Here is a 20436-nt window from a genome sequence, read left to right as displayed (position 1 = left end):
GCCATGTTGCACCGCCTCGGCTTGAGGGCTGAGATAGAGATGAAAATGGCTGGAAGCGCTTATCTATAAAGCGCTTGCAGCTATTGTTTTTGTAGTTTTTATGGGTTTTTCCATGGAGGGAAATTTTGTTATGGTGTTGAACAAAGTTGTTCGTTCAGTCCGACTGGCAGTCATATGAAGCAAAAAGAAATCATGGTTCTGGGCGCCGGCATGGTGGGCGTGAGCACGGCGCTGGCGCTGCAGGCGCGCGGCCACCATGTGATCCTGCTCGACAGGCAGCAGCCTGGGCGTGACGGCGCATCGTTCGGCAATGCAGGCCTGATACAGCGCGAGGCGGTCGAGCCCTATGGCTTTCCGCGCGATCTTGCCACCCTGGTGGGCGCGGCCCTGGGGCGCGAGAACGCGATTCACTACCACCTCTCGGCCCTGCCGGCGCTGGCCAGCCCCTTGTTCCAGTACTGGCGCAACTCGGCGCCTGCGCGCTACCCGCAGATTGCGGCCGAATACGCGGCCCTGATCGCTCACAGCACCAGCGAGCATGCTCCCTGGATCGAGGCGGCCGGCGCCGGCCACCTGATCCGCAAGCAGGGCTGGCACGAGGTCTATCGCAGCGCTGCTGCCTTCGACAAGGGCGCCAGGGATGCCGAGCGCATTCGCGCGGCCTGGGGGCTTGCGGGCCGTGCATTGAGCGGGCAGGAGCTGGCCGCCCTGGAGCCTGCGCTCAAGAAGCCGCTGGCCGGCTCCATTCTGTGGCAGGACCCCTGGAGCGTTGCCAGCCCCGGCGATCTGGTGGATCTCTATGCGAAGCTGTTCGTGCAGCGCGGCGGCGAGTTCCGAACCGGCCAGGGGATTGAGCTGAGCCCGCGTGGTGCGGGCTGGTGCGCCAGGGGCGCGGGTCTTGAGGTGAGCGCACAGGAGGCCGTGATGGCGCTCGGGGCCTGGTCTTTCGATGCGGTCCGCAAGCTCGGCTATGCGCTGCCGGTATTCGTCAAGCGGGGCTATCACCGGCATTTCAGAAAGCCGCAGAACTTCGGCATCTCCATGCTGGACGCGGAAAACGGCATCATGCTCGCGCCCATGACAGCCGGTCTGCGCATTTGCACGGGGGCCGAATTCGCGCGGCTGGATGCACCCGCAACACCCGTGCAGATCCAGCGCTCCACCGAGCTGGCCAGTGAACTGGTGCAACTGGGCGAGCCCGTGGAGGACATGCCGTGGCTGGGAGCGCGTCCCTGCGTGGCCGACATGAAGCCGCTCATAGGGCCGGCTGTGCGCCACAAGGGTCTGTGGTTCAACTTCGGCCATGGCCACCAGGGCCTGACCCTGGGCCCGGCATCGGCCCGGTTGCTGGCCGAGCAAATCGATGGCGAGCCCACCTTTGTTCCGGCCCAGGCGTATCTGCCGGCGCGTTTTGAGGGCCGCTAGCGCCTTCGCGCCCCGGTGACTAGCGCCAGCGACGATCCGAGCCGCTGGGCCGCAGCCGTCATGTCAGGGATGGCGCTGTGCGCAAGGCTTGCCACCAGCGGGTGCCAGGTTGCATCGCATCCATATCCACGCGTTCGCCCATCATGGGCGTAGCGACCTGCACATCCTGTCGGGCTGCAAACTGCAGCACTTGGTCGAACGGGTCTTCCCAGGTGTGCATGGCCAGATCGAAGGTGCCGTTGTGAATTGGCAGCAGCCAGCGCCCGCGCAGGTCTTGGTGCGCCTGCACGGTCTGCTGCGGATGCATGTGCACATAAGGCCATTGCGCGTTGTAGGCGCCGGTTTCCATCAGCGTGATATCGAAGGGGCCGAAGCGTTTCCCGATCTCGGCAAATCCGTCGAAGTAGCCCGTATCCCCGCTGAAGAACACGCGCAGCGCGCCGTCTTCCAGAACCCAGGAGGACCACAGCGTGCGGTTGCCATCGCGCAAGCTGCGCCCGGAGAAATGCTGCGCCGGTGTGGCTGTCAGCCGCAGGCCATCCACCTCGGTGCCTTGCCACCAGTCGAATTGCCGGATCTTGTTTCTGGCGATGCCCCAACCGGCCAGCCGGTCGCCCACGCTCAGCGGCGTGAGGAACAGACCGACCTTGTGATCCAGTGCGCGGATGGCGGCATGGTCGAGGTGGTCGTAATGGTCGTGGGAAAGAATCACGCCCCGAAGCGGTGGCAGCTCCTCGATGGTGATGGGCGGTGCGTGAAAGCGCTTGGGCCCGGCAAATGACAGTGGCGATGCCCTGTCGGAGAACACGGGATCGGTCAGCCACCATTGGCCGCGCAGCTTCATTAGCACCGTGGAGTGACCCAGCCGGTACAGGCTGCGGTCGGGTGCCAGATCAAGCGCGGCGCGGTCGAGCCTGTGGACCGGAATCGGCGCGGATGGCACCGTGCCCTTGGGCTTGTTGAAGAACACATTCCACCAGACCCGCAGGGTGGATTCAGGCATATCCCCGGGGCCCGGCGGGCACGGGTTGCGAAAGCGTCCATCAAACGATTGGGGCGATGAGGTGTAGTCGCCAAGCGGCGGGGGGCGCATGATGCGACGGCTCAAGATCGGAACTCCTGGAGCAATGGTGGTTGGACACAAGGCGCGGGCGTGTGCGTGGCACCGCTCACGCACTCTTGGAACACGTTCTCAGGCTCCCAGATGCTTTTTGAAGAACGGAACCAACTGGGCCAGCGCCTGACCGGTGGCCTCGGGCTGGTCGTACAGGTCGTAGTGGCTGGCATCCGGCACGATCTGCATTGTCTTGTGTGCCGAGCGGGCGCGGCGGAACAGGTCTTGCCCATCGCTGTAGGAGCCGAAGGCGCCAGGCACACTGCCGAAGACCACGTGAAGTGGCTGTGTCAGCAGCACTTCGGCCAGGTGAAACGCATCCCAGCCCAGCGCCGCGCCAGTGCTGCTCAGGCGCAGCTTGTTGGGGGATCCTGGCTTTTGGCCGCGTGGTGTCAGGTAGTAATCGATGGCCTGCTCGAGGTCAATGTCGCTGACACCGGCCTGCTCACGCTCTGCCTGGCTGGCAAAGGGGATGTAGCCCACGATCAGGGGATCGGTGCCACGCGCTTCGGCGGTGCGCTGCCGGGCGATGAGCTCCAGGGTCTTCAATGCGGCATCGGGCGATTGGTCACCGTCGCGCAGCAGGCGGCCGTAGTTGGCTGCAACCACCGTGCCCACGGCCTTGATGCGTTTTTCGGTATTGCCGCATTGGCCGCATAGCCGCCACCGCCACAGACCCCTAAAACGCCGATTTTCTCCTCATCGACGTAGGGCAGGGTGACCAGGTAGTCAACCGCGCAGCGGAAGTCCTCCACACGGGTGCCCGGGTCTTCGCTGTACCGCGGGGTGCCGCCGCTGGCGCCTTGGGTGGAAGCATCGAAAGCCAGGGTGATGAAGCCTGCCTGGGTCAGCCCTTCGCCGTAGATGCTGCCCGCAGTCTGCTCCTTGCAGCTGCTGATGGGGTGGGCGCAGATGACGGCTGCATATTTCTTGCCGGGATCGAAGCCATGTGGCAAGCGCAGGGTCGCGGCCACGTCCCAGGAGCGGTTCTTGAAAGTGACGGATTGGATGGTGGTCATGGGATTCTCCTTTCGAGGCGGTGCCGGGGTTACAGGTGGGCCTTGTAGAAGGCCGCCAGCCGGTCCGCTGCCATTCCGACCATGGCGGGCTGGTCGTACAGCGCGATGTGGGTGGCGCCGGGGACGAGGAACAAGTCCTTTTTGGGACTTGCGGCGCGGCGGAGCAGTTCCTCACTGGCCCAGCGGCTGCCCGCATCGCTGCCTGCGATGATCTGTACGGGCTGAGTGAGGAACAGCTCCACGTTGTGGAAGGGGTCGTAGGTCACCAACTGCGCCAGACTGCGCGTGGTGAACCTGCTGGGCGCATTGTCGTGCTGGGCGCGGTCCGTGCGGTAGTAGTCGAACGCTTCGGCGAGGTCGGGGTGAATCCTGGCCGCGTCCTCACGGTGGAGCGGCACGGTGGGCAGGTACTGAGTGGTCTCGCCGCGGGCTTCGGTGGTACGCGCCCTGGCGGACATCTCGCGCAGAGCCAGACAGTCTTGCGGATTGGCGGCGCCATCCCAGCCGTTGCGATAAAGCTGGCCGTAGTTCACGGCGCTCACGGTGCCAAGAGCCTTGATGCGTGTGTCGATCATGGCCGCATGGACGGCATAGCCGCCGCCGGCGCAGATCCCCAGTGCGCCGATGCGCTCGCTGTCCACATAGGCAAGAGTGCTCAGGTAGTCAATGGCGGCGCTGACATCCTCCACGCGCAGGTAGGGGTTTTCAAGGTGACGCGGCTCGCCTGTGCTCTCGCCCTGGAAGGCTGCGTCATAGGCCAGGGCGACGAAGCCTTGCGCCGCCAGTTGCTGGGCGTACAGACCGGAGACCTGCTCCTTGACTCCGCCGGATGGATGGACACACACAACGGCTGCGTATGGGCGCCTGGGATCGAAATCGGCAGGCAGATGCAAAGTGCCGGTGACGTCCCAACCGTAGTTCTTGAAGGTGACGGACTTGACCATATGAGCAGACTCCAAAGTATTGGCAAGGGGGAGTGCGGCACAGCGCACTCTGTGAATGGGATGGAGATTAACCCTTGGTGTCCGAACGATCCATGCTTTAAAGTGCGTTTTTCTTTTTCATGAGTACGGATTGGCGATGGACCCTCTTTCCGACATCCTCTCGCTGCTTCAGCCCCGCAGCCAGTTCTATGCAGGCCTCGACGCAGCCGGGGATTGGTCATTTACTTTTCCACCCCATGAGGGCATCAAGTTCACAGCTGTGATGCGGGGCTCTTGCTGGGTCATGACGGATGAGCTGGACGAGCCGGTTCGCTTCGATGCCGGGGACTGCTTCTTGCTCAATAGTGGGCGACATGTTGTGCTGACTTCCGACCCGGCACTGCCCGTGCAAAGCGGCGAGGACATTCTGGAGGCCATTTCCCGTGACGGGGTTGCCCTTCACAACGGCGGAGGAGAGGTGTTTCTCATCAGCGGACGCTTCACTTTCGCAGACAGCCATGCGGCCATTTTGTTCGACGCACTCCCACCCATCATCCACATCCCCAAGGCGTCGAGCCAGGCAGACGTCTTGCGCTGGTCTCTCGACCAATGGGCTGGCGAGCTACGCAACCCGCAGCCCGGCGCGATGCTGGTGTGTACGCATCTGGCGCATCTGATGCTGGTGCAAGTGCTGCGGCTTTTCCTGAAGAGTTTCAGCGAGCTGCCCAAGGGGTGGTTTCTTGCACTGGCCGACCGGCAGATCAGCCCCGCGATCGGTGCGATGCACGCGGAACCTTCTCGCAACTGGACATTGGAAGAGTTGGCCCGTGTGGCCGGCATCTCGCGCACCGTGTTTGCGCAACGATTCAAGGCCCTGGTGGGCAGCACGGCGATGGACTATCTCGCGCGCTGGCGCATGCTGGTGGCAGCTTCCCGCCTGCGCTCGGGCCGTGAGACGGTTGCCGCCATTGCCTTCTCGCTCGGGTACGAGTCCGAGAGCTCCTTCAGCACGGCGTTCAAAAGAATCATGTCCAGCTCTCCGACGCAGTATCGGCGCCAGTTGCCGGACGTTTCTGCGAACAGGACGAATCTTCGTGGATCGCCGGCTGCTCGTTGCTTGTCTGGCGTGAGACCTCTTCATTGATCTCAGTAAAAAAGAAACGCCGGGCATGAGCGGGCGTTTCGTCAAGTACGACCTGCGAGCTTTCGGGAAAACTACACGCAGTCACAACCAGGGCTTGAGCCAGCCCAGGCCCTGGCTGGTGCCCTGCGGGACGCTGCCGCGCGCGGGGCGGTATTCGCAGCCGATCCAGCCGTCATAGCCCAGCTCGTCCAGCAGCTGGAACAGGTAGCCGTGGTTGATTTCGCCGATGTCGGGCTCGTGGCGCTCGGGCACGCCCGCGATCTGGATATGGCCGATGCGTCCCGTGGGCAGGTAGGCGCGGATCTTCATGGCCAGGTCGCCCTCGGCGATCTGGCAGTGGTAGAGGTCCATCTGGACCCGGACATTGGGTTTTGCGATCTCGGCGACCAGAACATGGGCCTGGTCCTGGCGGTTCAGAAAGAAGCCGGGCATGTCGCGCCCGTTGATGGGCTCCAGCAGGATGGCAATGCCGTGGGGTGCGGCCAGTTGCGCGGCGCGCCGCATGTTGGCCACATAGGTGGAGCGCAGCATCTCCTCGCTGGCGCCTGCAGGCCTGATCCCGGCCATGACGTGGATGCGCGGGCAGCCAAGGGCCCGCGCATAGTCAATTGCGCGCTCCATGCCCTGGGCGAATTCCGCTTCGCGGCCCGGAATGCAGGCCAGGCCGCGTTCCCCTGCAGCCCAGTCGCCGGGCGGGGCGTTGAACAGCGCCTGCTGCAGGCCGTTGGCATGCAGGCGCTCGGCCAGTTGCTCGGGTGCGAAGTCGTAGGGGAACAGGTATTCGACGGCCTGAAAGCCGTCGCCTGCGGCTGCGGCAAAGCGGTCGAGAAAGTCCAGCTCGTTGTAGAGCATGGACAGGTTGGCGGCGAAGCGGGGCATGGAAACTCTTTCTGTCTGCGGGAAGGGGCTGGAGCCTGTCTGCTGCTTCAATGCGCTAGCGCGGCAAAGGCCTGGGTGAAGAAATCCTCGGCGCCGAAGTTGCCCGATTTGAGCGTGATGTGCAAGCCATCGGGCGCTGTCGGCGGCATGGCATGGCACCAGGGCACGCCCGGGGCGATCTGCGGGCCTATGCGCATCTGCGCAATCTGCAGGGCCTGCACGCAGGCGCCCGAGGTCTCTCCGCCGGCCACGACGAGCTGGCGCACGCCCAGCGCCACCAGTCCCCGGGCAATGGCTGCAATGGTCTGCTCCACCAGTGCGCCGGCCTGCTCCGCGCCCAGGCGGCCTTGCACGGCCTTGACGGCCGAGGACTCGGCCGTGGAGTAGACCAGCACGGGGCCGCTGTCGAGATGCTGGCGGGCCCAGGCCAGGGCTTTGCCGACCTCGTCCTCGCCGGCCGCGATGCGCAGCGGATCCACGGCCAGGGCCGGCCGGCCCGAGGCAATGAAATGTGCGACCTGGGCATTCGTGGCGACCGAGCAACTGCCCGAGACCACGGCCTGCAGGCCGCAGGCCGCAGGCAGGCTGGCAGCCTGTGGGGTGGGCCGGATGCCGAAGTTCGCAGGCAGGGCGATGGCCACGCCCGAGCCCGCCGTGACCAGGGCCATGTCTTTCAGGGCCGGGCCCAGGCGCAGCAGGTCGTCGTTGGAGACCGCATCAACGATGGCCATGCTCACGCCTTCGGCCTGGAGCGCGGCGATGCGCGCGCGCACCGCCGCCTCGCCGGCGGCCACGGTGGCATGCTCGATGAGGCCGACCCTGCGCCGCGTCTGCGCCTGCAGCACGCGCACGAGGTTGGCATCGGTCATAGGTGTGAGCGGGTGGTGGCGCATGCCGCTGTCGCTGAGCAGCACATCGCCCACGAACAAATGGCCCTTGAAGACGGTGCGCTGGTTATCGGGAAAGGCCGGTGTGGCGATGGTGAAGCCGCAACCCAGGGCGTCCATCAGCGCCTCGGCCACGGGGCCGATGTTGCCGCGCGCCGTGCTGTCGAAGGTGGAGCAGTATTTGAAATAGATCTGCGGGGCACGGCCTGAGGGCCCCTGGGATCTGAGCCACTGCAGCGCCAGCAGCGACTGTGCAACGGCCTCTTCGGGCGCGATGGTGCGTGACTTGAGTGCGATCACGACCGCATCCACGCCATCGTCGACGGGGGCATCGGGCAGGCCAATGCTTTGCACCACGCGCATGCCTGCGCGCACCAGGTTGTTGGCCAGATCGGTGGCGCCCGTGAAATCGTCGGCTATGCAGCCCAGTGCAATGCTCATGGAGACTCCGGTGTGGCCTGCGGCAGCGTGATGCCGGGGAAGATCTTGATGACGGCGCTATCGTCCTCGCGCCCATGGCCTGCGGTCGATGCCTGCATGAACATCTGGTGGGCCGTGGAGGCCAGGGGCAGCGGAAACTTGCTGTGGCGTGCGGTGTCCAGCACCAGGCCCAGGTCCTTGACGAAGATGTCCACGGCCGACAGCGGGCGGTAGTCGCCCGCGAGCACGTGGGCCATGCGGTTCTCGAACATCCAGCTGTTGCCGGCGCTGTGCGTGATGACTTCGTAAAGTGCCTCGGCGGCCACGCCTTCGCGCAGGCCCAGGGCCATGGCCTCGGCTGCCACCGCAATGTGCACGCCGGCCAGCAGCTGGTTGATGATCTTGACCTTGCTGCCTGCGCCCGCGCTGTCGCCCAGGCGGTAGACCTTGGCGGCCATGGCGTCGAGCAGGCCTTCGCAGGCCGCGTAGGCTTCGGGGCGGCCTGCGGTCATCATGGTCATCTGGCCGGCAGCGGCCTTGGCCGCACCGCCCGAGATCGGGGCATCGAGGTAGAGCACGCCCAAGGTCTGCAGGCGCTCCTCCAGCGCCATGGACCAGGCGGGGTCCACGGTGGAGCACATGATGAAGACTGCGCCCGGGCGCAGCGCTGCGGCGATGCCGCCTTCACCGAACAGCAGGGCCTCGGTCTGCGCGGCGTTGACGACCACGCTGACGATGATGGTGCAGGCGGCGGCCATGTCGGCCAGCGTGGCGCAGGCCGTGCCCCCTTCGGCTGCAAAGGCGGCAGTGGCTTCAGGGCGCAGGTCATAGGCATGAACCTGGTGGCCGGCGCGGCGCAGGCTTTGCGCCATGCCCGCGCCCATGGCGCCCAGGCCGATCACGCCGACGGTGCGCGAAGTGGTGGCACTGCTCATGGTTTGGTGCACTCCAGGTCGTCGGCGATATAGGCGCGCACGATGGCCGCGAAGTCGCCATCGCCCTGCAGGCCCAGGCGCTCTGCGCGGGCACAGTCCCAGCGGCCGGGCCAGCTGCCCACGATGCGCGCTATGCGCTCGTCGGGCTGCCAGCTCACGCGGTCCGCGACTGCGTCGCCAGCCACTTCGCGCAGGGCCTGGACCATCTCGCCAGCGCTCACGGAGATGCCTGGCAGGTTGATGGGGCGGCGGTCGGCAACTGCGCTGGCATCGAGCTCGCATCCGGCGACCAGGGCTTCGACGGCGCGGCGCGGCGACAGCAGCCACAGGCGCGTATCTGCAGCAACGGGGCAGTTGGCGGCTTCGCCGCCCAGGGGCTCGCGGATGATGCCGCTGGCGAACGACGAGGCGGCCGCATTCGGGCGGCCCGGGCGCACGCTGATCGTGGGCAGGCGCAGCACGCGTCCGTCGACGAAGCCGCGGCGCGTGTAGTCCGCCAGCAGCAACTCGGCAATCGCTTTTTGCGTGCCGTAGGAGGACTGGGGGTTGAGGGCCGTGTCGTCGCGCACGCTGTCGGGCAACCGGCCACCGTAGACGGCGACCGAGCTCGTGAAGACCACGCGCGGACCATGGCCCAGGGCGCGGCAGGATTCCAGCAGGGAGCGCGAAGCATCGAGGTTGATGCGCATGCCCAGGTCGAAGTCGGCTTCGGCCTGGCCGCTGACCACGGCGGCCAGGTGAAAGACCACGGCCGTGTCCCTGTCCAGGGCCTGGCCCAGCACCTGGACGTCGGCGATGTCGCCGGTCAGGCAGTGCACGCGCGGATCGTCGAGGCTGTCGTTGCGCACCACGTCCAGCAGGTCGATGTGGGTGATGGGCTGGCGCCGGCCTTCGAGCGTCAGTGCGCCCAGTTCGAGCAGTTTGCGAGCCAGGCGCTGGCCCAGGAAGCCGGCGCCGCCGGTGATCAGTACTTTCATTTTCTGTTTTCCATCACGTTAGGAATCAGCCCGCCGAGGTGCTGTAGCTCAGAGGCTTATCTGTTCACCATCTTGGGCGGCGTGAGCCAGACGGCGATGGCGCCGATGACGAGAATGCCGGCCAGCACGAACATGCCGGCCTGGGTGGACTGGGTCAGGTCCTTGAGGGCGCCGATCATGTAGGGGCTGGCGAATCCGGCCAGGTTGCCCACCGAGTTGACGATGGCAATGCCTGCGGCTGCGGCCGTGCCCGACAGAAAGGCCGTGGGCAGGGACCAGAACAGCGGTGCGCAGGTCAGCACACCGGCTGCCGCCAGCGACAGAAAGACCAGCGAAAGGACGGTGTTGTGTGCGAAAAAGGTGGCCATAGCAAAGCCCACGGCCCCCATCAGTGCGGGCACGATCAGGTGCCAGCGGCGCTCGCGGTGCTTGTCGGCGCTGTGGCCCAGCAGGTTCATGACGACGATGGCGCACAAAAAGGGAATGGCGCTGAGCAGGCCGATATTGAGCGCGCCCGTGACGCCCGTGGACTTGATCAGCGTGGGCATCCAGAAGGTCAGGCCGTACTGGCCTGCGACGAAGGCAAAGTAGATCAGGCACATCCACCACACGCGCAGATCGCTGAACACGGCCTTGAGCGAGTGCTGCTGGGCACCCGTCTGGCGCTGGTCGGCCTCGATCTCGCGTGTCAGCAGCTTTTTTTCCGAATCGCTGAGCCACTTGGCGCTGGAGATGCCGTTGTCCAGGTACATGATGGTGACGATGCCGATCAGCACGGCAGGAATGGCCTCGATGAGAAACATCCACTGCCAGCCTGCAAGGCCGTGGTCGCCATGAAAGGCCTCCATGATCCAGCCCGACAGCGGGTTGCCGAAAATGCCGGCTACGGGAATGGCCGACATGAACAGCGCGATGATCTTGGCGCGCCGGTGGGCCGGATACCAGTAGGTCAGGTAAAGGATGACGCCGGGGTAGAAGCCTGCCTCGGCCAGGCCGAGCAGAAAGCGCAGGATGTAAAAGCCCGTCGGGGTCTCGACGAACATGAACATGGCCGACAAGATGCCCCAGGTGATCATGATGCGCGCGATCCAGATGCGCGCGCCCAGCTTGTGCATCAGCAGGTTGCTTGGAACCTCGAAGAGAAAATAGCCGATGAAGAACACGCCCGCGCCCAGGCCGAACACGGTTTCGCTGAAGCCCAGGTCCTGGGACATCTGCAGCTTGGCAAACCCCACGTTGACGCGGTCCAGATAGGCGATCACGTAGCACAGCATGAGAAAGGGCACGAGGCGCCAGAACACCTTGGCATAGGCAAGAGCTGTTTCCTGTGACTCCGTCTGGTATGTACCAGCCGCGATTTGGCTTGTCGTCATTGGTCTGTCTCCCTGAAGGTGCGCCGTTTGCAGTTCTGCTGTGCGGGGGCGCGGCGGTGAATGGGCAGCGATGCAGCGGCCGGGCGGTGATCAGTAGCGTGCGTCAAACACATCGCGCAGCTCCTGGATGGCGGCGGCATCCAGTGGTTGCGGACGTTTTGCGCTCATCAACCAGAGCCGGGCGGTTTCTTCGAGCTCTTCGAGCGCATAGCTGGCATGGGCCACGGAGCGCTCCCAGAGTACGGGCCCCAGCCGCTCGAACAGTGCGCCGCGCACCTGGCCCGCGAGTGCGGCGACCTCGGCTGCGGATTGCGGATCGCCGGGGCGGCGGTAGCGGATCAGCGGAATGCGTCCGACCTTCATCACCTGGTAGGGAGTGATGGGCGGCAGGACCTCGTCCTCGTGCCAGACGCCGGCCAGCGTGAGGGCCACGAGATGGGTGGAGTGCGTGTGAATGATGCCGCGTGCCTTGCCGTCGCCGCTGTATATGCCCCGGTGCAGGGCCAGGGTCTTGGAGGGTTTGGCGCCAGAAACCCATTGACCGCTGCCATCGACCTTGGACAACTCGGCGGGGTCGAGCCGGCCCAGGCAGGCGTCGGTGGGGGTGATGAGCCAGCCGTCATCCAGCCGGGCACTGATGTTGCCGGCCGTGCCCACGGTGTAGCCCCTGTCATAGAGATGGGCGCCCACCGTGCAGATTTCATCCCGGATTCGAGTCTCTTCGCTCATGTTGGTGCGTCGTGCTGATGGCCCTGGCGGATTTTCTGGCAGAAAGCGGCGAAATGCCGGGCCGTGGTTGGTCTCGTATTCTTGGCTTGTTATATTGTCATCATACAAATTTGCTAGAGACTGCCCGTCTAGGGAAAACCCTGGGCGCTCAATGCCCAGGGTCTGCATGGAGGCGCGGCGTCGGCCCGAAAGCCGCCAGTACAGGGCCGGGCAGCCATGTCGAACCTGGGTTGCGTCAGGGTCTTGAGCTCAGAATGTCCTGGGCCAGGCGCTTGCCGTCCTGTTGCCAGAAGCTGGCATCGGCACGCTGTATGCGGCCTATGGCGTTCTTCATGTGGGTGGCTGCGGCCCGCCGCGCGGCCTTGGCATCGCCGGCCTCGATGGCCTGCACGATGCGCTCGTGCTCCTGCTCGACGGCCCTGGAGAAGTCATCGCGCCTGGCCTCGTTGGCGCGTGTGATGCGCATGGCGCCATGCAGGAACTGCACCAGATAGTCCAGTGTGCTGAGCAAAAAGGGATTGCCAGCGGCCTGGGCGATGCTGCGGTGAAACGCCATGTCTTCCTTGACACCGTCATGGCCCGCGCGCACGGCCTGGGCCAGGTCGGCAACAGCCTGGCGTATGCGCTGCAAGTCCTCATCCGTGCGCCGCCTGGCTGCCAGCTCGGCCATCTCGGCTTCCAGTGCGCGGCGCACCTCGGTGATCTGTATCACGGCATTCTTGCCGGCTGCGGGCAGCGCCTCGAAGTCCAGCGGCTCGATGATGGAGGATTTGACATACATGCCGCTGCCCTGGCGCGACTCGACCAGGTGGCGTGACTTGAGCCGGGAGATGGCCTCGCGCACCACGGTGCGGCTGACCTCGAACTGCTGTACGAGCTCGGCCTCGGTCGGCAGTTTCTGGCCCGGCTGCAGGCTGCCAGAGCGGATGCGTGCTTCCAGTTGCTGGGCAACCTGGTCTGCGAGGTTGAGACCCGGCTGGATGGCCGAAAAAGGAGCGGTCATGAAAAAGGCAGGGCCATGAGGATGCGGATGACAGAGGCATGAATGCATGGGCCGTGCCGCTGTTGTTTATCAAAATGCTTGCAAATCGGATGACGGTCTGCTGCTGTTATTGGCGATGTTCGTGAGATTTTGGATGCGGACATTTCTCATTGGGTTGCAAATTTCCTAGATTGGTGAATCTCGATGAGATAAGGCCAATTCATCTATCAAAAATTATCGGCGCTTTTGGATCTTGGTAGATGAGACTGCGGGCGCTGGCCTCGATTGACCGTCATTTCGATACGCGATGACTGGCTTGCTTGTACTGACCACCGGCAGCAAACGACCCGCTGCTGTCGTTCGAATCCACGAGATCGCCCGCCCGGCAGCGGTAGGTAGCCCGTTGAGAGATGCCATGCCGCCAGTGTGCGCTCATTCATTTCAGCCACTTATCACTGCTTAGTGGCCTATCGGCCAACAATCTGGACTAGCCGGCTCATGTAACTAGGGGTAGTTTGGGGCACAGCGGGGAGAGTATGACCCACAAAGCATTAGAGAGCTAGGAAACTGAGGTCCTTATCAACAAGGGGTTCACTATGACTACCCAAAAAAATGCCTACAAGGGCTTGTATACGGCCGGCAACAACCACTACCACGGCGTGAAATCTATCGCCGAATTCGGCGCCATCGCACATGCCAACAGCTTGGCCAAGGTACTCATTCAAGGCGGTAAGGTGGCAACGGAGGAGGAGGCCCTCTCACTGGCCAACTTCGAGGTCCAGCGCTTGAAGTGGAATGACGACGGCTTCCAAGGCAACCGCATTGCACGCGATAAGTTGCGCTCGGATAAGGCCGTTCGGGATGAGCAGCAACGCAATCAAAAAAAGGAGCCCGATAAGCTCCGAAGCCAAGGCCTTTAAGTCAATACAAGCCAGTAATAGTTCTGTCCTGCCGTACATCGTGGAGTTGTATAGCAGGTTTCTATAGCTAGACCTTAGAAGTAATTATGGGAAAAGCAACCGAATACGAAACAAAACGAATTCTGCCCCGCATCGAGGCCATCCTGTCTGTGGAGGAGGATCGCAAGTGCGAGTTGCGCACATGGATTAGGCAGCGCAAGTTCGAGGATGACTTGGCGAGCTTCTATGCTATTTCTGAGTAAGCGCCAATTTCCACCCCTGATGAAAATGAAAAATCCAGACGTATAGATTGCGCATGCCAACTGCCACTGACCATTTCACGAAGAAATGCTTAGCTGGGCTAACCACGCGTGGCTGTCGGCTTCAGGCCGGGAGCTGCCGGTCACGTCTCCTCTAGCGATGGGCTGCTTCGCCCGTGAACCGTCGTTCATGGATAGATTCCTGACACGACGCAGTCAGACATTCCCTAAGGACGCGCTTCAAAACCCCAGTTTGCTGAACGATGCGAACAAAAGGGCCGCGAATCTCGTGTGCGGAGTTGATATGGGGAGCCTACGGCGTCAATCCGCGGCGCGTTCACGCCCATTTCAGTGCCTGCGGACGCACTCATGCTCCGCACAGCTGCGGCCGCTTGCGCAGCATCCACAGGTTGCCCTGCATGAACAGCGTGTGCAACTTGGCCGTGTTCTTGGTCAGCCCCAGGTAGCGCTTCCGTTGGCGCTACACTGGATCGTTATGGCGCGGGTTCAGACTCAGCGCAGGCAGCCGGCGCAGGTGGCCACTACACCCCCTACCGCCGGTTAGCAGGCAATAGTCGCTAGTTGCGTCGGCAATCTCATCTCACAGGAACCGGTTTATGGCTGCCAGCGCGCTTCAAGAATGGGCCGTGATACGGCTCGCGGTCGTCCAGACGCGAGGATGCAAGGGAAGGCTCCTCTTCGCCACGGTGACCGAGCTGGCGCAGAGTCGGCCGGCCCCCCCCAAGATGGTAGGCGTCGAGGCATGCAGCCTGGCGAACAGCGACGACCGGGTGTTCTTCCGACGGACAGTTCTCACCAAGGAAGATGCCGTCGCTTGGTACACCTCCCTGGGCGAGGGTGAAAGGTGCACACCGGTTCCCTCTCGTCTTGATGACCGCGAAGGGTCGGATGGCATACCGTTCCTGGTGCCCAGGCTACAGGACGACCAGCCCTGGCCTGCTCTGGGTCTGCCCATCACGGAGGAGCTTTTCTTCCGGCCCGGGCAGCAGGCGCTCGATGCTGCACCTTTTATCGGCAGCGTTCCGGGCCGTGTGCACCGCCGCTTCGGCCACCACGAAGGCCTGGATGCATTTCTCCTGGACCGCGCAGCTCAGGCTTTCGTGGCGCGGCGCATGCACGTCAACCTATCCGAGTACCAAGAATATCTGGGCAGCGCAGCTTACATCGCCCCGGACCCCATCATCCGACAGATCGACAATTTCATGGCGCCGGCCAAGGATGACCGTGGGGAACGCATCATCTACCGCTTCGTACCGCGTCCGGGCCAAAACCTCGAGCACCTGCGCTTGACCACCTTCGACAAGGAAGCGCGGCTACTGACAAGTTTCGACACTCACCAGGTTCCTGCCGACGGCATCCTGGAAGTCGCCAAGGGTACCTGTTCGGGCCAGTACGGGTATGTCGTCACGCACGAGCAGCAAGGCGTCCTTGCGTACCAGCCCTTCGTCGGGTTCCTCCGCCAGATGAACTTCAGCGTTCAGGTGGCCCCGCGGAAGAGCGTCACAGTACGTGTGCCCTCCACTTCCGCTAAGGATGCACCACCGATGGAATACCAAGCGGCCGTGGAAAAGGAGGTGGCATCGCACTCCATCCTGGGGGAAGTCACAAGTCCTGGCCCCGGCGCGCGCGTGGCAGCCGAAGCACGGAGGCGGGAGCGTCTCGCGCTTGCAAAGCAGTACGGGCAGCGCTGGTTTCGCGACAACTCGCGAGAGGAAGCGGCTGATTTCGTCCGGGGATTGCTGCGGGCGGCGCGCTTCAGGGTCGTGATCGTCGACCCTTACCTCGGAGCGCTGCAGCTCGGTCAGTTCCTGTACGTAATCTATGGCAGTGAAGTCAACGTTACGCTGTTGACCACGGCCCTGGCGTTCGAGACAACCACCTCGGAATCCAGGAAGGACCAGCTGCAAATTTTTTCCAAGTACTTATCCAACCTGAAGGATGTTCAGCGTCTTGAGCCCGAGGTCCGGGTAGTGCCCGCATCGAAGCTGCACGACCGCTTCATGGTGGTGGACGACGAAGTGTGGTTCGTCGGGAATTCGCTCAACAGCCTCGGGATGAAGGCTTCGATGATAGTCAGGCTTCCCAACCCGAATGAGGTCATCGAGCGGCTTGATGTGTTGCGACTCAACGCGCCCAGCCTGGCGGACTATATCGATGAGGTCGATCGATCGGCTTCCGGCCAGAGCCCAGAATGAGCAGCTTCGGCTCACCCGTTGCCCTCGCACCGCCGGCACCAAGACCTCCGGCCGAGATCCTGTGGGCCTGCGAAAATGGCGGAACGCCCCATTTTCCCGGAGACATTGCCACGATCTATGCCCGCCGCCAGTCGCCTTTTCCACGGCATCTGGATGCCTTTCGAGTCGCGGTCAGGGAAGCCCAGACCCGTGTGTGGATGTTGGACGGATACCTCTTCCTGTCGGACAAGGACAAAGGCTCTACTGACGACCGGATATTGACCATTCTTGACTGGTTGCATATCGATATCGTTGCCAACGACATCAAGATTCTCACGGGCGACCATCAGGAAGTATCGACGGCCGCTCTGCGACTCTTCAAAGACCGCGAAAACGACATCAACAAAAAACTCACCCGTCGTGGCCCTCTCTGCAGTATCACGGTGAGTACACACCTGTCACGTGTGTTCGACATCCACGACCGCTTTGCGGTGATTGACGATGAGCTCTGGCATTTCGGGGCAACCGTGGGCGGCTTTCATGCCAGCGTCAATGCTGCGAGCCGCGGATGGCCGGCAGGGGCCACTGGCGCAATCGAGTTCTTCGAGCTTGCCTGGTCCATGAGCAAAGGAAAAACATGACAACGCATTGGATTCGCGAACTCAAGCGAGAGTCCGAGGAGTCTCGGACACATAGTAGTTTCAAGTCGTGCGATGACTTCCTGGGGCTTGTACCTCAGCTCAATGCGCGCGAGCCGCAGTTGCTCGACGAGGTAGCCGCGGCCATCGGTCCGGTGGACGACAGCGCCGGCGTGGAGGCGCTGCGAACCCTTGCCGCGCAGCGGGGGCCAGACTTCGATGCCGACATGGTGCTGACAATGGCATGCGCCATACTGCTGAGCCAGAGGCCGGACCTGTCGACCTGGCGCATGGTGCGGCAGGTCGCCCGCCACTCCTGGCCGGTCGAGCACTGGCTGGGGGAGGCCATGTCTGCCCATAAGCGCGTCTCTGCTGCGGCTGGACAGGCCTACGTGACCCTTGCCGTGCTGCTGTTCGAAGCGTTGGAGAGCGGCGAGCTCGAGGCTGCGTCGGAGCGAAGGAACCAAGACCGGAAGAATGCCCGGGAGCACTGGCGGGCGAACAGATCCCTCGAGGAAATCTGGTGGGGCATGCGCGGCTCCGATTTCATGAATTTCGAGGAGGAAATGCGAGTCTTCGGCGTTCTAAGCGAAATCGATTTACCAGTATTCCAGCGTTTACTCGGCAACTCGCAGGACCCGCTTCTCGTGGACGCGGCTCTCCTTAGCGCCGGCGTGGGAGCGTTCACCCCCAGGTTTGCCGTATGGGAAGCATGTGCGAGCACCGCGCCCGACGCGTTCGCCGAGGACGGTAGCTGGAACGGCTCCGTGCTGATGCCGTTGCTGCTGCTCCGCGCACGCGACGAGCTGCTGGAGCCAGGCAGGCAACTCCCGCGTTTCGATGCCAAACAAGCGGAAGTGGCGTCTCTTACCAGCGAGGTCGATGCGCTGGTGCAGGCGGTTGTTGATGTGCTGGCCCGGCGGGCCGACGCGCCCGGGGTGTTTGTCCGTTGGAGCACCTGGTTGATGCGCCAGCAACTGCGTCAGCGTAACGAGGACCCAGTCGACATCCGATCGAGCGACTATGTCGACAAGGCTCTGGTGGTCCGGTTGGGTCGTGCCGTGATCGACCGGGACCTGGTACCAGCACCTCCCACTGACGCCGCGCCCTGGGAGGCCTGGTGCTACCAATGCGTGCTGTCCATGCTGGCTGACGAAAGCATTGGCGAGCCACCGCCCTTTGCGGCGTTCGCCGACCAGTGGCAGCTCACCCCCGAAGACTGGCACCAGCAAAAAGGGCGGGATCTGCTGGCGCGCGCATCGACCAGGCTGCCTAGCGACGAGATCCCCGGACTGTTCGCCCATCTTCTCGTCTTTCCCCTCGCGTCCCGGGCCGGCTTTGCGGCGGGGTGGCTCAGGCTTTGGAACAGCGCGCACTACTTGCGGGAGGTGCTCGAATTCGGTTCGTTTGACGCCGTTGAGAAAGATTACTCGGACAGGTCAGATGCAAGCAGCCTGCTGCTGCTGCTCGGCTGCATGGGCCTGGGCTGCTTTGACCAAGCCGCCAGCCGGTTGGGCACGGATGATCAGGTCGAGGCCGGCGAGCTGGTCAGCCTGCACCGGATCCTGACTTCTGCCGCCATGGAGATCTCGCAGTTGGATGACACGCTTCACCGGGATCGTTGGCAGACCATCCTGCAGCACCTGGCGCTGCGCCGGATCTACGGGGATGAACGGGTTGCCGGCACAAGCCGTGCAGCAGTGTTCGCCCCTAGCGACGAAACCTTGATCCAGGCCTACATGCAATATTTCCAGGCCGACCCCGGCGACCTGATCGCGCTCCTGCATGCTTGTACGTCCAATCGGTTCGACGCTGCCATGCTGCGCGACGAACTTCGGGGTGCAGGCATCGATCTGCGGGCTTGCGTGGCGAACCTGCAGCGCCTACACCAACTGAACGACCGCCGCTACCCGCTACGTGCCGACGCGCTCCAGGCCATCGCACCCCTGATGCCGACGGTACACCAGCCTAGGCAGCCGGTACCAGCGATCATGCCTACCGGCCAGGGAACGAACTAACGGCATAACCGTGGAAGCCCAACTTATGGACGATCGTCGAATGAATTACCACGCAACAGCCCGCTTCGGAGCCAGCATTTAAATCGCATTAAACCTGACGGATTCCCTTGCACCGGCCGAGGAAGAACGAGTCGATCCGGACAAGTCGGAGGAGCACTTTTCCAGAGATCCACGTCGAAGCGATGCCTTTTGAATTGAACGGCACGTGGTGAATATAGGCGTGCCTGTGTACCCACATCGCCGACCCCATCTCACAGATCTTTAGCCATGACGCCGCCGATGAACGTGGAGCAGGACCACGTCACGTCACTACGTTTACCCGGAAGCGCAATTGGGGGCCGATCGGAAAAGCTGTATCCCGGACGGTCACCGCTTGCCATTCTGGCGATGCCGGTGATCCGCCGTCAAGCGGCCGTTGGCGAGCCGGTGATGAAGGACGGCTTCCGCTGCACAGCAGCTGTACAACTACACGTACGGGGTGGCTCTTGGTTAAGCCGCAAGACGTCCCTGTGAATCGGCCGCATCTACTCCTGCCTTCACATTCCAAGGCATCATTTCTTCGAAATCTTTTTCACTCTCAGCGTACGGGAGCTTGTTGAGTACCTGTACTAGGTACTGGTAGGGATCGAGCTTGTTCAAAAGAGCGGATCGGACCATCGTAGTCAACACCGCCGTTGCATATGCGCCATCAACAGAGGTTGAAAACAGCCAGTTCTTGCGGCCAATGACAAGATTCTTGATGCTGCGCTCTGCGATGTTGTTGTCAATGCTCAGAAGTCCACTTTCAACATAGCGAATGACGTAGGACCACTGGCCCAGTGCGTAGTGAATGGCTTTGCCCAGCAGTGATTTGGGCAGAACAAGCTTTACTTGCTCGTCCAGCCACGCTTTGAGCTGCTCCAAGATTGGAATGCTTTGCGCTTGCCGCACTCGCTTGCGCTCTGAGACTGCTGCCGTCTTCATCTGAGCTTCAATCACGTACAGCTTTTGAATCAGTCCGATAGGCTGTTGTGCAATCGAGTCCTTTGCATTCGCAGTGGGGATGGATTGCAGAACCTCTACAAACTTTCTGCGCACATGCGCCATACAGCCTACGCGCGAAGCTGCTTGTATGGTGTTGTACCCCGCATACCCATCAACCTGCAGGTAGCCATTGAAAACCTTGCCGTCAGGTGCCGTTAGAAATTTCAATGCATGGGCACCAGCACGTGTGGGCTGGTACTCAAACATAGCGAGTGGTTGTGCTGCATGCGTGCCACTGCAGTATTGCCACATGAAGGACTGCGACTGAGGGTAGAAGTGGCCCCGGTTTTTTGAACAGTTGGCTAAGCGAGATTTCTTCCCGTAAAAATGGCCTGACAGCAGGCCGAATCTGGAGAAATCTATGACCATCAAATCAAGACGCAAGCACAGTGCTACCTTCAAAGCCAAAGTCGCGCTGGAGGCGGTGCGCGGCGAGCGCACCGTCGCTGAACTGGCTCAGCAGTACGAAGTACACCCCAGCCAGATTGCAGACTGGAAGCGGCTGCTGCTGGAGCGGGCGGCTGACGTGTTTGGCCCAGCACCTGGGCCTGCTGCCCCAACGGTGGATCTCAAGGAGCTGCACGCCAAGATCGGGC

General features: G+C 62.8%; 19 protein-coding genes. 7 read left to right on the top strand and 12 right to left on the bottom strand.

Features of this window, described 5'->3' with window-relative positions:
* The first annotated feature begins 174 nt into the window (after positions 1–174).
* Positions 175–1425 carry an NAD(P)/FAD-dependent oxidoreductase gene (locus G486_RS0103435; RefSeq protein ID WP_027014269.1) on the top strand — a complete coding sequence of 417 codons (1251 nt, stop codon included), beginning with the start codon at positions 175–177 and terminating at the stop codon, positions 1423–1425.
* A gap of 58 nt (positions 1426–1483) precedes the next feature.
* Here G486_RS0103435 and G486_RS0103430 read toward each other — a convergent pair whose 3' ends face one another.
* The 4 genes from G486_RS0103430 to G486_RS0103420 all read right to left on the bottom strand — a co-directional run bounded on the left by G486_RS0103430 (position 1484) and on the right by G486_RS0103420 (position 4502).
* On the bottom strand, positions 1484–2518 hold the full coding sequence (locus tag G486_RS0103430) for an MBL fold metallo-hydrolase (protein WP_211233749.1): 1035 nt from the start codon (positions 2516–2518) through the stop codon (positions 1484–1486).
* A 99-nt stretch (positions 2519–2617) separates the two neighbouring features.
* On the bottom strand, positions 2618–3148 hold the full coding sequence (locus G486_RS24480) for an alpha/beta hydrolase family protein (RefSeq protein ID WP_245587232.1): 531 nt from the start codon (positions 3146–3148) through the stop codon (positions 2618–2620).
* Complete coding sequence (locus G486_RS24475) at positions 3085–3558, bottom strand: alpha/beta hydrolase (RefSeq protein ID WP_245587231.1); 474 nt, start codon at positions 3556–3558, stop codon at positions 3085–3087. The genes G486_RS24480 and G486_RS24475 overlap by 64 nt, the downstream gene beginning before the upstream one ends.
* A 29-nt stretch (positions 3559–3587) precedes the next feature.
* Positions 3588–4502: an alpha/beta hydrolase gene (locus tag G486_RS0103420; protein ID WP_027014267.1), complete on the bottom strand. Its 915-nt coding sequence runs from the start codon at positions 4500–4502 to the stop codon at positions 3588–3590.
* A 136-nt stretch (positions 4503–4638) separates the two neighbouring features.
* On the opposite strand from G486_RS0103420, the gene G486_RS0103415 reads away from it, so the two are divergent.
* Positions 4639–5625: an AraC family transcriptional regulator gene (locus G486_RS0103415; RefSeq protein ID WP_027014266.1), complete on the top strand. Its 987-nt coding sequence runs from the start codon at positions 4639–4641 to the stop codon at positions 5623–5625.
* A gap of 81 nt (positions 5626–5706) precedes the next feature.
* On the opposite strand, the gene otnI is transcribed toward G486_RS0103415, so the two are convergent.
* The 7 genes from otnI to G486_RS0103380 form a co-directional block, all read right to left on the bottom strand.
* A complete protein-coding gene (gene otnI, locus G486_RS0103410) occupies positions 5707–6504 on the bottom strand; it encodes a 2-oxo-tetronate isomerase (protein ID WP_027014265.1) in 798 nt (265 codons plus the stop codon).
* 47 nt (positions 6505–6551) lie between these two features.
* Positions 6552–7832 (bottom strand): 3-oxo-tetronate kinase, encoded by a 1281-nt coding sequence (gene otnK / locus G486_RS0103405; protein ID WP_027014264.1) that lies wholly within the window; start codon positions 7830–7832, stop codon positions 6552–6554.
* Positions 7829–8746: an L-threonate dehydrogenase gene (gene ltnD, locus G486_RS0103400; RefSeq protein ID WP_027014263.1), complete on the bottom strand. Its 918-nt coding sequence runs from the start codon at positions 8744–8746 to the stop codon at positions 7829–7831. The genes otnK and ltnD overlap by 4 nt, the downstream gene beginning before the upstream one ends.
* Positions 8743–9723 carry a D-erythronate dehydrogenase gene (gene denD, locus G486_RS0103395; protein ID WP_027014262.1) on the bottom strand — a complete coding sequence of 327 codons (981 nt, stop codon included), beginning with the start codon at positions 9721–9723 and terminating at the stop codon, positions 8743–8745. Before denD ends, ltnD begins: the two co-directional genes overlap by 4 nt.
* Positions 9724–9779: 56 nt before the next feature.
* On the bottom strand, positions 9780–11096 hold the full coding sequence (locus G486_RS0103390) for an MFS transporter (protein ID WP_034386556.1): 1317 nt from the start codon (positions 11094–11096) through the stop codon (positions 9780–9782).
* Positions 11097–11186: 90 nt separating this feature from the next.
* Entirely contained in the window at positions 11187–11825 is a 639-nt protein-coding gene (gene otnC / locus G486_RS0103385) for a 3-oxo-tetronate 4-phosphate decarboxylase (RefSeq protein WP_027014260.1), read from the bottom strand.
* Between the two features lie 235 nt (positions 11826–12060).
* Positions 12061–12828, bottom strand: a complete 768-nt coding sequence (locus tag G486_RS0103380) for a FadR/GntR family transcriptional regulator (protein WP_027014259.1) — start codon at positions 12826–12828, stop codon at positions 12061–12063.
* Between the two features lie 575 nt (positions 12829–13403).
* Here G486_RS0103380 and G486_RS0103375 point away from each other — a divergent pair.
* The 4 genes from G486_RS0103375 to G486_RS0103355 all read left to right on the top strand — a co-directional run bounded on the left by G486_RS0103375 (position 13404) and on the right by G486_RS0103355 (position 18817).
* On the top strand, positions 13404–13727 hold the full coding sequence (locus tag G486_RS0103375; protein ID WP_027014258.1) for a hypothetical protein: 324 nt from the start codon (positions 13404–13406) through the stop codon (positions 13725–13727).
* Between the two features lie 856 nt (positions 13728–14583).
* Positions 14584–16182 carry a VPA1262 family N-terminal domain-containing protein gene (locus G486_RS21430; protein WP_051303087.1) on the top strand — a complete coding sequence of 533 codons (1599 nt, stop codon included), beginning with the start codon at positions 14584–14586 and terminating at the stop codon, positions 16180–16182.
* Entirely contained in the window at positions 16179–16802 is a 624-nt protein-coding gene (locus tag G486_RS0103360) for a hypothetical protein (protein WP_027014257.1), read from the top strand. The genes G486_RS21430 and G486_RS0103360 overlap by 4 nt, the downstream gene beginning before the upstream one ends.
* Positions 16799–18817, top strand: a complete 2019-nt coding sequence (locus G486_RS0103355) for a hypothetical protein (protein WP_027014256.1) — start codon at positions 16799–16801, stop codon at positions 18815–18817. Before G486_RS0103360 ends, G486_RS0103355 begins: the two co-directional genes overlap by 4 nt.
* A 489-nt stretch (positions 18818–19306) precedes the next feature.
* On the opposite strand, the gene tnpC is transcribed toward G486_RS0103355, so the two are convergent.
* Complete coding sequence (tnpC, locus tag G486_RS21425; RefSeq protein ID WP_084455013.1) at positions 19307–20209, bottom strand: IS66 family transposase; 903 nt, start codon at positions 20207–20209, stop codon at positions 19307–19309.
* On the opposite strand from tnpC, the gene G486_RS0103345 reads away from it, so the two are divergent.
* Positions 20202–20436: transposase (locus G486_RS0103345; protein WP_027014255.1), on the top strand; the 235-nt coding region annotated here is incomplete at its 3' end. The two genes, tnpC and G486_RS0103345, sit on opposite strands and share 8 nt — an antisense overlap.

Origin of the sequence: Comamonas composti DSM 21721 (genome assembly GCF_000429845.1) — a bacterium.
Lineage (GTDB): Bacteria > Pseudomonadota > Gammaproteobacteria > Burkholderiales > Burkholderiaceae_C > Comamonas > Comamonas composti.
Note: the sequence above shows the minus strand (reverse complement) of the source record. Positions and strands in the feature narration are given on the sequence as shown.